This is a genomic window from Noviherbaspirillum sp., assembly GCF_035254865.1.
In the GTDB taxonomy this organism is placed as follows: Bacteria; Pseudomonadota; Gammaproteobacteria; order Burkholderiales; family Burkholderiaceae_D; genus Noviherbaspirillum.
Genome location: NZ_DATFAF010000075.1, coordinates 1 through 14,141, shown reverse-complemented (window position 1 = coordinate 14,141; position 14,141 = coordinate 1). Strand labels below are relative to the sequence as shown.

Below are 14,141 nucleotides of genomic sequence, written 5' to 3'. Positions count from 1 at the left end.
AAAGCGAATCCGCTATTGTACCCTCTCATACACTGTTTCTTGCCGAAACCGAGAAATACCTTGCTCTTCCGACAAGCCGTAAGCGCTTGAATTATTTCTTGTTTTTGTCGGTCGGCACAAACGGAAAACTGCCGAACATGTTCTTGGTCTGGTTCTGCATCTGTTCCTGCATCTGCATGAACAGATTCTTGCTCTGCTCGATGTAATTGCTCATCATCCCTTGCATCATCGGGCCCTGCACATTCATGAACTGGGTCCACATCTCCTGGCTGAACGGCTTGCCCTCGTAGAATCCCTTGGAGCTCTCGGCCAGCTTGTTCTGGATGTCGATGAAAGCCTGGATATTCTTCTCCAGGTAGGAACCCATCATCCCCTGCATCGCATGCCCGTAATAGCGAATGATCTGCGACAAGGCCCCGCTGGAAAACATCGGCGTACCGCTTGCTTCTTCTTCCAGGATGATTTGCAGCAGGATGCTGCGGGTCAGGTCTTCATCGGTCTTGGCATCGACGACGGTGAACTCTTCATTATCGAGCACCAACTGCTTCACATCGGACAAGGTGATGTAGGAACTTGTCTGCGTGTCGTAAAGACGGCGGTTCGGATACTTCTTGATCAAGCGCTCAGAAATCTTTTTTGCACTATTCATCGAAAATTCCAGTTATTGCGTCGCAACGCATTTATGCCGTTTCGTAAAAAAAGCGAACAACTGTTCGCCTGAGGCAGTTTTATTATAGTGCGAAAAAACAAAGATTTACCCAAGTATTGCCAGGTTTTTATAGACTTATTGCAATGCATCCGGCAAATACGTTCCGCTGCCCCGAGATCCGGAAGTAAATTATTGCAATATTAACAGTAGACAAGAAAATGTCGCTGTTTGCAGATCGGGGCCGCCTTCCAGGCGAAAGACCTGCCCCAATCCTGTTTCTACCTAAGCTGCCTTGACCTTTACATATCGGCCCGGTGCCGGCTCGATTGCCTTGTACGGCGCATTGCCGTATTTGCGCGGCGCGGCGATCTGTTTTCCGGCATTCTTCGCCAGGAAGGCGGACCACTCGGGCCACCAGCTTCCCGGATTCTCCTTCGCTGCGTTCAGCCAATCCTGTGCGTTGTCCATGGCATGATCATTGGTCCAATAGCTGCGTTTCTTCTTCGCGGGCGGATTGATCACGCCTGCAATATGGCCCGACGCGCCAAGAATGAAGCGATTGCGGTTGCGTTTCTTCGGGTTGATCAGCTGGATGGACTCGAACGCAGCCGTCCACGGCACGATGTGATCTTCTTTCGATCCATAAATGAAGGCAGGAGCATCGATCTTCGACAGGTCGATCTTCTCCCCCGCGACGCTGAGCTTGCCCGGCACCCGCAGGCTGTTGTCCAGATACAGATTGCGCAGGTACCAGCAGAACATCGGCCCCGGCAGATTCGTCGCATCTGCATTCCAGTACAGAAGGTCGAAGGCGGGCGGATCCTCGCCTTTCAGGTAATTCGTATTCACATAATTCCATACCAGGTCGTTTGGCCGCAGGCTGGAGAACGCCGAGGTGAAATCGCGTCCGGGCATCAGCCCGCCGTTTCCAATGGACTGTTCGCGCATTGCAACCTGCGCCTCGTCGATAAAGACGTCGATGACGCCGGTATTGGAAAAATCGAGCAGTGCGGTCAGCAGCGTCATGCTGGAAACCGGGTTCTCGCGACGGCCGTAGAGCAAGGCCAGCGCCGCGGAGAGGATCGTCCCGCCGACGCAAAATCCGAGTGCGTTGATTTGCTCCTGCCCGGATATCTCCTGCGCCACCTTGATCGCCCGCACTGCGCCTTCAAGAATATAGTCGTCCCAGGTCAGATGTCCCAGAGAGGCGTCCGGATTCACCCATGACACGAGAAACACCGTGTGCCCTTGCTCGATCGCGTAACGTACGAGAGAGTTTTCGGGTTGCAGGTCGAGGATGTAATACTTGTTGATGCAAGGCGGTACCAGCAGCAACGGCCGTTCGAATACTTTTTTCGTCAGCGGCTTGTACTGAATCAACTGGAAAAGCTGGTTTTCAAAAACGACGGCGCCTTCGGTGTTGGCGACGTTCTTGCCGACCTCGAAAGCCGTTTCATCGGACTGCGAGATATGCCCTTTCTGCAGATCCTCGAGCATGTGCGCAATGCCTTTTGTGAGGCTCTCGCCCTTGGTTTCGATGATCTTCTTCTGCGCTTCCGGATTGGTCACCAGGAAGTTGGCGGGCGACATCGCGTCCACCATCTGCTGGACCGCAAACCGGATCTTCTGCTTTGCCTTGGGCGACGCCTCGACGGAGTCGGCCATCGATGTCAGGAAGCGCGCGTTCAGCAGGTAGGCCGCCGCGTTGAAGGCATACAAGGGATTCGTTTTCCATTCCGCGCCGGAAAATCTCTTGTCGGAAATTGCCGGCGTCTTTGAATTCAGCATTTCCTGCCACAAGGCAGACAACTGCTGCATGTACTGATTTTGCAATTGCGCAACGACTGTGGGATCGATTGTCGCGCCGAATTCCTTGATGGTCGCCGTAATCGGCTTGGTATCGAGTGGGGGCGTTTTCAGCCACGCCTGCCACGCGTTCGGGTCGACGAATTGCGACATCCATGCGTTGGCACCGGCTTGAGGCGGGAACATGTTCATGCTTCTTTCTCTAATATGGCGTAATGTTACGGATCGGGAGTGCTAAAGATTTATGTATATCGTCGCCATCGCATGGATTTATGTTGTATTGATGATGTCAATCACCGAGCAATCAGTGATTGCCGGGATAATGACCTTCCTGCTGTATGGCGTGTTGCCCTTGGCGATCATTTTATACGTGATGGGTAGCCCCCGACGCAAACGCGACCGTGCGAACGCGGAAAAATTTCCACCCGCACGGTCAGCCGAAGCATTGACATCCGCGAAAGAGGAAACAAAAGCAGAGGCGTCCGATTGACGATCGGCATATTCGCCGATTCTGTGCAGGGCCTACTTGAGCCAAATCAACGACGCCATCCGCCCGGTGACCTTGTCGCGTCGATAGGAGTAAAAGCGCCGCGCATCCGTCACGGTGCATAACCCGCCTCCGTAGACTTGCCCTACCCCCGCGCTTGCCAGCCTGGTGCGGGCAAGACTGTAAATGTCCGCCAGATATTTCCGCTGATCGGGTAGCGCCCTGAATGCCGATGCCATTGACGCATCGCGTTCGACAAAGGCGTCGAACACATCCTGTCCCACCTCGAAGGAACGAGGACCGATTGCCGGTCCCATCCAGGCGAGGATATCGCCTGCGCCCGCATCCCGCATGCGCGAAACCGTGTTTTCCAGCACGCCGGATGCCAGCCCCCGCCAGCCGGCATGCGCCGCGCCGACGACGCGGCCCTGCACGTCGCAAAACAGGACGGGAAGGCAATCCGCCGTCTGGATAACGCACACGATGCCGGCGCGCGTTGCAATGCTCGCATCCGCGTTCGGCGCATCTGCAGCATCGGCCGCATCAAGCACGACAGTGCCATGCACCTGCGACAGCCATGCTGGTTCGGTAGGCAATAGCGTGCGCAGCAGTACGCGATTTTTTGCCACCGCATCGGGGTCATCGCCTACATGTGTGCCCAGGTTCAGACCGCCGCCGCCCGTTCCATCATCATAGGGCGCAAGGCTGAATCCACCCGTGCGCGTGGTCGATATCGCACCGACGTTGTCGGGAACGTTGATCCAGTCGGGAGTGATGAAATCCATGCGTTCGCCGTGAAATCATTCAATGACAAAATCGTCGATGCCGGCACGCTGCAGCAACTCCGTCAAATCGGCGGGCAAGCCGGCCGTCCATTCCATCGACTTGCCGGACGATGGATGAATCAGGCCGAGGCGATATGCGTGCAGCGCCTGGCGCCCGAACACGGAAGCCAGGTGCGGCTTCCCGTACAAGGGATCGCCCACCAGCGTAAATCCGATTGCCTGCATGTGAACCCGAATCTGGTGCGTGCGGCCAGTTTCCAATTGACAGCGCACCAGACTCACCGCCCGTCCGTCCAATGTACCTGCCGCGACGCGTTGATAATGCGTGACCGCGGGCTTTGCGCTTTCGTGTTCCGAGACGGCCATCTTGATGCGGTCGCGCGGATGCCTGCCGATCGCCGCATCCACTATGCCATTTGCCCGCGGCGTGCCCCAGACCAGGGCGAGATATTCACGCTTGACGGTCCGGGCTTGCAACTGGCGCACCAGATCGGTTTGCGATTGAAGCGTCTTCGCCACGACCATCAAGCCGCTGGTGTCCTTGTCCAGTCGATGCACGATGCCGGCACGCGGCACGCCGGCAAGCGACGGCAAATGATGCAGCAAACCGTTGAGCAAGGTTCCGGACCAATTGCCCGCAGCCGGATGCACCACCAGGCCCGCAGGCTTGTCGAGCACCAGGATCGCAGCATCTTCGTGGACAATCGCCAAGTCCATCGGCTCAGGCTTGAACGCCTGTTCTTCCGGCGCGGCCTGCGGCTGAATGACAATGGTTTCATCGCCGAGAACGGGTGTCTTCGCGCGTGCCGGCTGACCGTCGATGGTCACGTATCCGGCATCGATCCATTGCTGCAGGCGGCTGCGCGAGTACTCAGGAACAAGTTGCGACATCACCTTGTCCAGTCGCACACCACAGAATTCGGGCGTCAGCTTCAGTACAATCGGGGACAACTCCGGCGCGGCGCTGTCAACATCGCCATCGTCAATATCGGTTTCAGGTATGGATTGGTTCAAAATGGGCGTTTCAGTTGATATCGCTGCAAGCTGCATCGGCTATAATCGTGGCCTTGTCCAGATGTGCTCTCGCAAACGTCATGCATAAAAGATCGTTGAAATTCGCTGCCATTGCCCTTGCTTTGTCCCTGTCAGGATGCGGTCTGTTCCCGGAGAAGATCGACGAAACCAAGGATTGGTCAGCCTCCAAATTATACTCGGAGGCCCGCGACGAATTGTCGAGCGGTAATTTTGAAAAAGCGGTCCAGTACTTTGAAAAGCTGGAATCGCGTTATCCGTTCGGGACGTATGCACAACAGGCACAGATGGAAGTTGCCTACGCCTATTATCGCCAGGGCGACCAGGCGCAGGCTCTGGCGGCCGTCGAGCGCTTCATCAAGCTGCATCCGAATCATCCGAACGTCGACTACATGTACTACCTGCGCGGGCTGATCAACTTCAATGACAAGGTCAGCTTTCTCGACTTCCTGTCGAAGCAGGATCCGAGCGAACGCGATCCGAAAGCCGCGCGCGACGCCTTCGACTCGTTCAAGCAGTTGGCCGAGCGTTTTCCAGACAGCATCTACACCAAGGATGCGCTCGCCCGCATGAAGTATCTGGTCAACGCAATGGCGCAATACGAAGTGCATGTGGCCGATTACTACTATCGCCGCGGCGCTTACCTAGCAGCGGCGAATCGCGCCCAGATCGCGGTGAATGAATATCGCGACGCGCCGGCGATCGAGGAAGCCTTGTTCGTCATGGTGCGCTCGTATGATGCGCTCGGCTTGCCGGAGTTGCGCGATGACGCGGAGCGTGTGATGCGAAAGAATTTCCCGAACAGCGTCTTTTTCAAGGGTGGCCCGGACCGCAGCGGCCCTTGGTGGAAGATCTGGTAAGACCGTTACGCATTTGACAATTCGAACAACCTCGGCGGGTCAGTCCACGACCCGCCGTCGGAACACCCAGCTTTTTTCGGTCGAGGCCTTCTCGTCGAACGCATAGCCTTCGGCATCAAATTCTTTCAGCTTCTCCACTCGCTTGATCCCATTCTCTGCCGCAAAGCGCGCCATCAAGCCGCGCGCCCGTTTCGCATAGAACGAAATCACCTTGTACCTGCCGCCTTTCCAGTCTTCAAAAACCGGTGTGATGATTTGCGCGCGCAGCAGTTTTGGCTTGACTGCCTTGAAGTACTCTTCCGAGGCAAGGTTGACCAGCGTGCCGAACTTCTTCGCTTGCATGGTTTCATCGAGCGCCGCAGTCACGGCATCGCCCCAGAATGCATACAAGTCCTTGCCGCGCGCGTTTGCCAGCCGCGTGCCCATCTCCAGACGGTAGGGCTGCATCAGATCCAGCGGACGCAGCACGCCGTAGAGGCCGGATAAAATACGGATGTGGGTCTGCGCATAGTCAAGTTGTCTTTTCGACAAAGTTGACGCACCCAACCCTTCGTAGACATCGCCGTTGAATGCCAGAATCGCCTGCTTTGCGGCTGGCCGGGTAAATTCGCGTGTCCAGGAGGCATATCGCGCGACGTTCAATACAGCCAAGGGATCGGAAATACCCATGAGGCTGGCAAGCTGTGCCGGCGAGAGCCGTTTCAAGATGTCGATCAGTTCGGCGGAATGCTCGATAAAATCCGGCAAGGTATATTTATCCGTAGACGCCGGTGTGTCATAGTCGAGGGTTTTGGCAGGCGACAGAACGATCAGCATTTGAACCTGGTTTGAATAATCAAGAATGGCCGCAATGATACCGAAACGCATTGTTCTCGACACCAACGTTTGTCTGGACTTGTTTGTCTTCCGCGATCCGCGCTGGGCGTCTCTGCTGGCCGCGCTTCGCGATCGCACCGTCGAAGCAGTCACGCGCAGCGACTGCCGGACCGAATGGTTAATGGTCCTCGAATACAAACACTTGCCGCTGGATCCGGATACGCGCCCAATCGCCGCAGCAGAATTCGATGCCTTGATTACCTGTGTCTCGACTGATGAGACGCGTCCGCGCATCGACATCCAATTACCCGTCTGCAGCGATCCGGACGATCAGAAATTTCTCGAACTGGCACGCGACACCGATGCGCAAACGCTGATCACCAAGGACAAGGCACTGCTGAAGCTCGCCAGGCGAACCGCGCGCGCAGGCTTGTTCGGCATTGTGACACCCGAAAAATGGTCACTCGATGCAACGCTGCAGTGCTCTGTATAAAATGCCACATTCACCATATCTCACTGACCAAGCATGAACACGCCAGCCACTCCCGCCCTGACCGATCACCTGCCCACGTTGCAATCCAGATTGCCCAACGTAGGCACCACGATTTTCACGGTCATGTCCGCGCTGGCGACGGAAAAAGGTGCGGTCAACCTCGGACAGGGTTTCCCCGACTTCGACTGCGATCCGGCATTGATTGATGCGGTGACAGGCGCCATGAAAGGTGGACTGAACCAGTATCCGCCGATGACAGGCGTGCCGGCGCTTAGAGACGCCATTGCGGCGAAGATCGCCGGAATCTACCGGCACAGCTACGATCCTGCGACCGAAATAACGGTAACGGCGGGGGCAACCCAGGCCATCCTGACAGCCATCCTGTGCAGTGTGCATCCCGGCGATGAGGTGCTCATCATCGAGCCGGTCTACGACAGCTACGTCCCGGCGATCGAGCTGGCGGGCGGCAAACCGGTATTCGTGCAAATGGAAGTCGGCCCACAAGGCTATTCGGTCCCCTGGCCCAAGGTCGCCGCGGCGATCAGTGCCCGGACCAGGCTCATCATGATCAACTCGCCACACAATCCAACAGGATCGGTGCTGCGCGAAGCGGATATCCGGACGTTGGCCGATATCGTGCGCGGAACGAATATCCTTATCGTGTCGGACGAAGTCTACGAACACATGGTGTACGACGGTGCACGCCATGAATCGGTATGCCGCCATCCCGAGCTCGCGGCACGCTCATTCGTGATTTCGAGTTTCGGGAAAACCTATCACGTCACTGGCTGGAAAGTCGGCTATGTCGCGGCTCCGGCAGCACTCAGCGCGGAGTTTCGCAAGGTGCATCAGTTCAACGTATTTACCGTCAATACGCCGGTACAGCACGGTCTTGCGCAGTACATGGCGGATCCCCGCCCGTATCTCGATCTGCCGCATTTCTATCAACGCAAGCGCGATCTGTTCCGCAGCGGGCTGAATACAACCCGCTTCAAGCTCCTGCCGTCGGATGGCACGTATTTCCAGTGTGTTGACTATTCGGACATCTCATCGATGCCGGAAGCCGACTTTGCGAAATGGCTGACGGCGGAAATCGGCGTCGCCGCCATTCCTGTATCCGCCTTCTACAACCAGCCGAAGGAATCCGGCATCGTTCGCTTCTGCTTTGCGAAGAAGGACGAAACCCTGCGATCGGCACTTGAAAGGCTTGCACGCCTTTAAAAAGTCTCTTATGCTGCACCTCAATAGTGCGCAAAAGCAACCGATAACAATCATAGCGCCTGATGGCAAAACCGCATCAAGCGGTTAAACGGCCACCGAGCAATACGCACCATATTGCGCACCACGTTGCAAATGTGACAGTGTAGTTCTCGTTCTCGCAACCCAATTCACTCGGAGGGGTAGCATGAGTGACCAGCGGCGCCTCAGTATTGCCGACCTTGTCGTAGGCGAGCCGCTGCCATTTGATGTTTATGGCGAGGGGAACAAGCTGCTGCTCCGCCGAGGCTACATCGTCGAAAGCGAGCGCCTGGCGGAAGAACTGGTGCAGCGCGGCGTCTTCATTGATGCCGGCCAGGCAGAACGTCTCGCCCAGGCAAAGAAGGAAGCGCAAGCTGCCCGGCTCGAAATTCCCTCCGCATTACGCTTCATTAATCTCGCCACCAAGCGCCTCGAACGTCTGCTCTACAACCTGAATAACGAAGACAATGCGCAGGGCAAAATTCTCGAAGTCGCCAAAGCGCTTTCCTACGCGTTCGACATTAACGCCGACATTGCGATCGCAAGCGTGTTTCTTAATCAGGCCGCGGCCAATTACGCGGTGCGACACTGCGTCGACACTGCACTGATTGCACAACTGATTTCGCGAGCGATGAAGAAGTCCCCGGACGAGATACAAGTCACCATGGCTGCCGCATTGACGATGAACATCGCGATGCTGCGGCAGCAAGACCAATTGGAAAACAAGCAGGAGCCCCTCACGCCTTCCGAAACTGAAATCATCAGGACGCATGCCGAGAAAGGCGTGGAAATCCTGAAGCAGGTCGGCGTCACCGATCCGGCATGGCTCTCCTATGTCGAACTCCATCACGAAAACGAAGATGGCTCGGGTTATCCGCTTGGGAAAGAGATCAAGCAAATTCCGCAAAACGCGAAAATCCTTGCCTTGGCCGACCGCTACTGCGCATCCGTCTCGATCAGAAGATACCGCAAGACGCTACTGCCAAGCGCCGCATTGCGCGACGTGCTGCTTCCCGATGGAAAGCCGAGCGATCCCATGCTCGCGGCATACTTCATCAAGGAGTTGGGCCCGCAGCCTCCAGGGAGTTTTGTCCGTCTCCAGAATGGCGAAATCGCGGTCGTGACCCGCAAGGGGAAAGCGGCCAATACGCCGATCGTCCATTCCTTCATCGGGCCACGCGGCGCGCCCTTGTCCTTCCCCATCCAGCGCGACACTGGCAAGGAGCTGTATGCGATCCGCGAGCTCCTTTCAGGACAGCAGGCGAGTTTGCGGTTCAGTATGCAGCAACTCTGGGGAGAAGAAGCAGCGCTCTGACCGGCGTCGTGCAACGAGCGTCATTTGCAATCCGTCACCGGGTTGCTTCGAACGGTATGTCAGGCGCTCTTGCGCTTCATCATCAATTCCTGATTCGCCTTGCGGTCCGCATTCACCCGTTGCGCGGTCGGGCGCTCGCCGAGCATGCGCGCATACTCGCGCACAGGCAAATCCGCCAGCACGTCCGTACCGTAGATGGCCTTCGACGCAAGGCTCACCAAGGGCAGATGAACCATCCCGGCGCAGTCCGCCATCGTGAATTCCGCGCCTGCGATAAACGGCGAAAATTTGGCCAACCGGGCAAAGGCCTTTGCATTGCGGGTCAAGAGCTTTTGTGTCCGCTCCTTGACCTCATCACTCACCTTGCCGCCGAAGAACGCTTCGGCATACAGTTCGCGCGCCACCAGTTCCAGATGCAGTTCCATGAACGTGATCAGTTCACGCACCTTCGCCGCCGCAAACGGATCGGCCGGCAGCAAAGGCTTTTCCGGGTAAGCTTCCTCGAGATACTCCATCATCACCTGCGATTCACACAGCGTCCCTTGCTCCGTTTCGAAGAACGGCACTTTGCCGAGGGGCGAACGCGCGAGCAACTCGGGCGAGCGATCAGTCCAGACCAGCTCCTCCTCAAATGCAATGCCTTTTTCAAGCAAGGCGAATTTGACTTTGTTGTAGTAATTGCTGACGGCGAAGCCGCAGAGTTTCAGCATGAGTGTCTCCCTGAGTTGTTGATATTGAACGTTCAAGCTTACCTCAAGCTGCGCGTGCTTGCTGGCTGCTCCCAATGCGGTTGACGGATGAACAAACCAATTCCGCCCATTTCGGCAATAATATCGATCACAAGCCACTCACCCGATCCAACATGTCCGCCGAACTCCAAGCTTCACGCCAAGACGCAACGCTGATTCTGACATTGTCCAACCCAGGCGCAAAAAACGCGCTGCACCCGGACATGTATGCCGCCGCCATCGAGACCCTGTCGACCGCAGAGCGCGACGACTCGGTCCGCGCCGTGGTATTGACCGGCGCCGACCAATGCTTTTGCTCGGGCGGCAATCTCAACCGTCTCCTCGAGAACCGGAGCCGGGACAAGTCGGTGCAGGCGGAATCCATCGATAATCTGCACGGATGGGTCGAAGCGATCCGCAATTGCCCGAAACCCGTCATCGCTGCGGTCGAAGGCGTCGCCGCCGGGGCAGGCTTTTCCCTGGCGCTCGCCTGCGACCTGATCGTGGCCGGTGCATCGACGAAGTTTGTCATGGCCTATGTCAATGTCGGGCTGACGCCGGATGGCGGTGGTTCTTGGTTCCTGACACAGGCATTGCCGCGCCAGCTCGCGGCAGAAATACTGCTCGAAGGCAAACCCGTTCTTGCGCCAAGATTGCATGAGCTTGGCCTCGTCAATAAGCTGGTCGCCGACGGTACCGCGCTGGATACGGCGCTGACCTGGGCCGATGAACTGGCGGCGCGCTCGCCAAATGCCGTCGAGCGCATCAAATCGCTCACACACGAGGCGCTCGACAATACGCTTGCGCAGCATTTCGAATCGGAAAAGCGGAATTTCGTCGAAAGCCTGCATCATCGCGATGCGCAAGAAGGTATCAGCGCATTCCTCGACAAAAGAAAGCCCCACTACAAATGATTTCCCCAAAAAGACGGCGCATCTACCTGATGCGCCATGGCAGCGTCACGTATTTCGATAACGAGGGCAAGCCCTTCCTCCCTGAAATGGTGCCGCTGAACGAGCTGGGCCGCGAGCAAGCGAGTGCCGCCGGCCAGGTGTTTGCGCAGGAGAATCTGCATTTCGATCGGGTCATTGTGTCCGGACTCCCTCGAACCGTGGAGACCGCCACGCGCGTGCTGGCCGAAACCGGGCAGAAAATCGAACTCGAGCATTGGAGCGACCTCGAGGAGCTGCGCGGCGGCAAACTGTCTGCCATTCCCGACGAAAGCCTGAAGGAAGCCTTTGTGGGCGCATTCGATGGCCTGGTGCCGGAACACAAGCAGTTCCTCGGCGGTGAAACCATAGGGCAATTGATGGACCGCGTACACCCCTGTATCGATCGGCTGCGCGCCGACAAGTCCTGGGACACCGTATTGCTGGTGCTGCATGGCGGGGTCAATCGTGCCATTCTGTCCTATGCACTGACCAACCAGCGCCTGTTCCTCGGCAACCTGGCGCAGACGGCCGGATGCATCAATGCGATCGACATCGGCGATCATCGTGCCGATTGGGTGGTGCGCATGGTCAATTACTCGCCGCTCTCCGAGCTGCAAGGCGACACGCGCCATACCACGATGGAAGTTCTGCTGGAGCAATACAAGAAATCGCGCGGTTTGTAAAACGCTGCATTCGTCCATCACGTCGAGCGAACATCAAGAAATAGTACGGTCGTACGTTTTTATGCTGTAAAATCGCTTAATACCCATTTCGCGTCTATGACAAAGGAGACAAGATGTTCGAAGAATTCATGGGCACACGGCCGGTTTCGGATCGCCAGAAGTTCGATATCGCGGCCATGCAAACCTATATGCACGAGCATGTCGAGGGCTTTTCGGGTGACTTGAGCGTCGAGCAGTTCAAAGGCGGCCAGTCCAACCCCACCTTCAAGCTGACCGCTGGCGGCAAGAGCTACGTGCTGCGCACAAAACCCGGACCGGCCGCAAAGCTGCTGGCCTCCGCCCATGCCATCGACCGCGAATTCCGCGTCATGAATGCGCTCAACAAGGCGGGATTCCCGGCGGCGAAGCAGTACGCGCTCTGCAACGATGAGTCGGTCATCGGCCGCGCCTTCTACATCATGGAATTCGTCGACGGCCGCGTGATATGGGATCAGGCGATGCCCGGCATGACACCGGCAGAACGCGCCGCGCATTATGACGAAATGAACCGCGTGATCTCCCAGTTGCATACGATCGATTACGCTGCGATCGGCCTGGCTGATTTCGGCAAGCCGGGCAATTACTTCGCGCGCCAGATCGACCGCTGGACCAAGCAGTACCGTGCGTCGGAGACCGAAAAGATCGAAGCCATGGACCACCTGATCGAATGGCTTCCGAATAATATTCCTCCGGGCGACGAAACCAGCATCGTCCATGGCGACTATCGCCTGGACAATATGATTTTCCATCCGACCGAGCCGCGTGTGCTGGCCGTGCTGGATTGGGAATTGTCGACATTGGGCCACCCGCTGGCCGACTTCTCCTACCACTGCATGAGCTGGCATATCGCACACGACCAGTTCCGCGGCATCGGCGGCCTTGACCTGAAGGCGCTCGGCATTCCGAGCGAAGACGAGTACATCGCGAAGTATTGCGAACGGACCGGCAAAACCATCCGCAAGCAAGACTTCAACTTCTATCTCGCCTACAACATGTTCCGCATGGCGGGCATTTTGCAAGGCATCATGAAGCGCTATGTTGACGGCACTGCCGCGAGCGAAGCCGCGCTGAAGAACGGCCAGTCGACCCGGCCGATGGCCGAGATGGGCTGGAGGTACGCATCCGGCCAGAAAAGCTGACCGAGGCAATACGGCAATCAGGCATCCTGCTCAAAGCGAAGAATCTCAAACCGCTGCATAATCATGTGGCGTTTGAGATTCCAGAAAAACAAGCAGGAGAAAAAATGATCGACGTCTATTCCGAGGCCACGCCGAATGGCCACAAGGTACACATCATGCTGGAGGAGTGTGGCCTGCCCTATCGGGTACACCATATCAACATCGGCCAGGGCGATCAGTTCAAGCCTGAATTCCTGGCGATTTCCCCCAACAACAAGATTCCCGCCATCGTCGACGCTGACGGGCCCGACGGCAAACCGATTTCTCTGTTCGAATCCGGTGCCATTCTCGTCTACCTCGCCAGCAAAGCCGGCAAGTTCCTCGGCGAGACGGATCGGCAAAAGTTCATGACGTTGCAATGGCTGATGTTCCAGATGGGCGGCGTCGGGCCGATGCTCGGGCAGGCACATCACTTCCGCATCTATGCGCCGGAAAAAATCGAGTACGCGATCAACCGCTACACCAATGAAGCCAAGCGCTTGTATGGCGTCATAGATGGGCAGCTGTCGAAGAATGCGTATCTGGCCGGCGATGAATACACGATCGCCGACATTGCGACCTTCCCCTGGCTGCGCTCATGGAAGAACCAGGGCATTGACTGGGACGATTATCCGAATGCGAAGCGCTGGTTCGACGAAATTAGCGAGCGCCCGGCGGTGATGCGCGGCGTTGAAGTGCTGGCAAATGCGCGCAAACCACTGCTCGACGACAAGTCAAAGGAAATCCTTTTCGGCGCGACCCAGTACCAACGGCACTAGTGCTACTGCGTCATAAATTTAAATTTCTACGCTGACAGCACGGGCACCGTTCCAAGCGACTGACCAGGCCAATGACCAGCATCAGCCGCAGCGACCGGATCGAATCAGGCACATGGCGCTGCGCCCGCACCGGCCCCGCGCGGGCGGTAACCTTCGGGTAAGGCAGGTGGCGGGCGTTGCTGCGCTTTTTTTTGACGCAAGCGCTGTCCGAGCAAGAAACCATAGGCCGCGATGCACACGCTCGCATGATGATGAAAGCCGCGCCAGCCCCGCCCTTCGTAATGCCCCAATCCGAATTCCTGTTTCAATTCTTCATAATCGCGTTCAATGCGCCAGCGCAT

The 14,141-nt window shown here is 57.0% G+C and carries 15 protein-coding genes and 1 pseudogene; 9 read left to right on the top strand and 7 right to left on the bottom strand.

The window, feature by feature from the left end; all coding sequences use genetic code 11:
• Window positions 1-91: 91 nt before the first annotated feature.
• Entirely contained in the window at window positions 92-649 is a 558-nt protein-coding gene (phaR, locus tag VJ651_RS17505; RefSeq protein ID WP_136417372.1) for a polyhydroxyalkanoate synthesis repressor PhaR, read from the bottom strand.
• A gap of 282 nt (window positions 650-931) precedes the next feature.
• On the bottom strand, window positions 932-2,647 hold the full coding sequence (phaC, locus tag VJ651_RS17500) for a class I poly(R)-hydroxyalkanoic acid synthase (protein WP_324108667.1): 1,716 nt from the start codon (window positions 2,645-2,647) through the stop codon (window positions 932-934).
• Window positions 2,648-2,699: 52 nt separating this feature from the next.
• On the opposite strand from phaC, the gene VJ651_RS17495 reads away from it, so the two are divergent.
• Entirely contained in the window at window positions 2,700-2,945 is a 246-nt protein-coding gene (locus VJ651_RS17495) for a hypothetical protein (RefSeq protein WP_324108666.1), read from the top strand.
• Between the two features lie 32 nt (window positions 2,946-2,977).
• On the opposite strand, the gene pgeF is transcribed toward VJ651_RS17495, so the two are convergent.
• Together pgeF and VJ651_RS17485 are read right to left on the bottom strand one after the other, a co-directional pair.
• Window positions 2,978-3,727: a peptidoglycan editing factor PgeF gene (pgeF, locus tag VJ651_RS17490; RefSeq protein ID WP_324108665.1), complete on the bottom strand. Its 750-nt coding sequence runs from the start codon at window positions 3,725-3,727 to the stop codon at window positions 2,978-2,980.
• Window positions 3,728-3,742: 15 nt separating this feature from the next.
• Window positions 3,743-4,777, bottom strand: a complete 1,035-nt coding sequence (locus tag VJ651_RS17485) for an RluA family pseudouridine synthase (RefSeq protein ID WP_324108664.1) — start codon at window positions 4,775-4,777, stop codon at window positions 3,743-3,745.
• Between the two features lie 44 nt (window positions 4,778-4,821).
• Between VJ651_RS17485 and VJ651_RS17480 the strand changes: the two genes are divergently transcribed.
• Window positions 4,822-5,619, top strand: a complete 798-nt coding sequence (locus tag VJ651_RS17480; protein WP_324108663.1) for an outer membrane protein assembly factor BamD — start codon at window positions 4,822-4,824, stop codon at window positions 5,617-5,619.
• A 39-nt stretch (window positions 5,620-5,658) separates the two neighbouring features.
• Here the strand turns inward: VJ651_RS17480 and yaaA are convergent, their stop codons facing one another.
• Entirely contained in the window at window positions 5,659-6,435 is a 777-nt protein-coding gene (yaaA, locus tag VJ651_RS17475) for a peroxide stress protein YaaA (protein ID WP_324108662.1), read from the bottom strand.
• Window positions 6,436-6,469: 34 nt separating this feature from the next.
• Between yaaA and VJ651_RS17470 the strand changes: the two genes are divergently transcribed.
• From VJ651_RS17470 to VJ651_RS17460, 3 genes are all read left to right on the top strand, one after another.
• Window positions 6,470-6,928 carry a putative toxin-antitoxin system toxin component, PIN family gene (locus tag VJ651_RS17470; RefSeq protein WP_324108902.1) on the top strand — a complete coding sequence of 153 codons (459 nt, stop codon included), beginning with the start codon at window positions 6,470-6,472 and terminating at the stop codon, window positions 6,926-6,928.
• A 33-nt stretch (window positions 6,929-6,961) separates the two neighbouring features.
• Window positions 6,962-8,149, top strand: a complete 1,188-nt coding sequence (locus VJ651_RS17465) for a pyridoxal phosphate-dependent aminotransferase (protein ID WP_324108661.1) — start codon at window positions 6,962-6,964, stop codon at window positions 8,147-8,149.
• 184 nt (window positions 8,150-8,333) lie between these two features.
• The gene (locus VJ651_RS17460; protein WP_324108660.1) at window positions 8,334-9,482 is read left to right on the top strand and encodes an HD-GYP domain-containing protein; all 1,149 of its coding nucleotides are present in this window, start codon (window positions 8,334-8,336) and stop codon (window positions 9,480-9,482) included.
• A 59-nt stretch (window positions 9,483-9,541) separates the two neighbouring features.
• Here the strand turns inward: VJ651_RS17460 and VJ651_RS17455 are convergent, their stop codons facing one another.
• Entirely contained in the window at window positions 9,542-10,192 is a 651-nt protein-coding gene (locus VJ651_RS17455) for a glutathione S-transferase (protein ID WP_324108659.1), read from the bottom strand.
• 152 nt (window positions 10,193-10,344) lie between these two features.
• On the opposite strand from VJ651_RS17455, the gene VJ651_RS17450 reads away from it, so the two are divergent.
• The 4 genes from VJ651_RS17450 (at window position 10,345) to VJ651_RS17435 (ending at window position 13,800) form a co-directional block, all read left to right on the top strand.
• The gene (locus VJ651_RS17450; RefSeq protein ID WP_324108658.1) at window positions 10,345-11,124 is read left to right on the top strand and encodes an oxepin-CoA hydrolase, alternative type; all 780 of its coding nucleotides are present in this window, start codon (window positions 10,345-10,347) and stop codon (window positions 11,122-11,124) included.
• The gene (locus tag VJ651_RS17445) at window positions 11,121-11,825 is read left to right on the top strand and encodes a histidine phosphatase family protein (protein WP_324108657.1); all 705 of its coding nucleotides are present in this window, start codon (window positions 11,121-11,123) and stop codon (window positions 11,823-11,825) included. Before VJ651_RS17450 ends, VJ651_RS17445 begins: the two co-directional genes overlap by 4 nt.
• 113 nt (window positions 11,826-11,938) lie before the next feature.
• A complete protein-coding gene (locus tag VJ651_RS17440; RefSeq protein WP_324108656.1) occupies window positions 11,939-13,003 on the top strand; it encodes a phosphotransferase family protein in 1,065 nt (354 codons plus the stop codon).
• Window positions 13,004-13,107: 104 nt separating this feature from the next.
• Complete coding sequence (locus VJ651_RS17435) at window positions 13,108-13,800, top strand: glutathione binding-like protein (protein WP_324108655.1); 693 nt, start codon at window positions 13,108-13,110, stop codon at window positions 13,798-13,800.
• Between the two features lie 104 nt (window positions 13,801-13,904).
• Here VJ651_RS17435 and VJ651_RS17430 read toward each other — a convergent pair.
• A pseudogene (locus VJ651_RS17430) lies at window positions 13,905-14,141 on the bottom strand (IS701 family transposase); the annotation flags it as partial.

Bases quoted from the DNA above. Each gene is read 5' to 3' on its own strand.
- phaR (WP_136417372.1), bottom strand. From the start codon at position 649: ATGAATAGTGCAAAAAAGATTTCTGAGCGCTTGATCAAGAAGTATCCG.
- phaC (WP_324108667.1), bottom strand. From the start codon at position 2,647: ATGAACATGTTCCCGCCTCAAGCCGGTGCCAACGCATGGATGTCGCAA.
- VJ651_RS17495 (WP_324108666.1), top strand. From the start codon at position 2,700: ATGTATATCGTCGCCATCGCATGGATTTATGTTGTATTGATGATGTCA.
- pgeF (WP_324108665.1), bottom strand. From the start codon at position 3,727: ATGGATTTCATCACTCCCGACTGGATCAACGTTCCCGACAACGTCGGT.
- VJ651_RS17485 (WP_324108664.1), bottom strand. From the start codon at position 4,777: ATGCAGCTTGCAGCGATATCAACTGAAACGCCCATTTTGAACCAATCC.
- VJ651_RS17480 (WP_324108663.1), top strand. From the start codon at position 4,822: ATGCATAAAAGATCGTTGAAATTCGCTGCCATTGCCCTTGCTTTGTCC.
- yaaA (WP_324108662.1), bottom strand. From the start codon at position 6,435: ATGCTGATCGTTCTGTCGCCTGCCAAAACCCTCGACTATGACACACCG.
- VJ651_RS17470 (WP_324108902.1), top strand. From the start codon at position 6,470: ATGATACCGAAACGCATTGTTCTCGACACCAACGTTTGTCTGGACTTG.
- VJ651_RS17465 (WP_324108661.1), top strand. From the start codon at position 6,962: ATGAACACGCCAGCCACTCCCGCCCTGACCGATCACCTGCCCACGTTG.
- VJ651_RS17460 (WP_324108660.1), top strand. From the start codon at position 8,334: ATGAGTGACCAGCGGCGCCTCAGTATTGCCGACCTTGTCGTAGGCGAG.
- VJ651_RS17455 (WP_324108659.1), bottom strand. From the start codon at position 10,192: ATGCTGAAACTCTGCGGCTTCGCCGTCAGCAATTACTACAACAAAGTC.
- VJ651_RS17450 (WP_324108658.1), top strand. From the start codon at position 10,345: ATGTCCGCCGAACTCCAAGCTTCACGCCAAGACGCAACGCTGATTCTG.
- VJ651_RS17445 (WP_324108657.1), top strand. From the start codon at position 11,121: ATGATTTCCCCAAAAAGACGGCGCATCTACCTGATGCGCCATGGCAGC.
- VJ651_RS17440 (WP_324108656.1), top strand. From the start codon at position 11,939: ATGTTCGAAGAATTCATGGGCACACGGCCGGTTTCGGATCGCCAGAAG.
- VJ651_RS17435 (WP_324108655.1), top strand. From the start codon at position 13,108: ATGATCGACGTCTATTCCGAGGCCACGCCGAATGGCCACAAGGTACAC.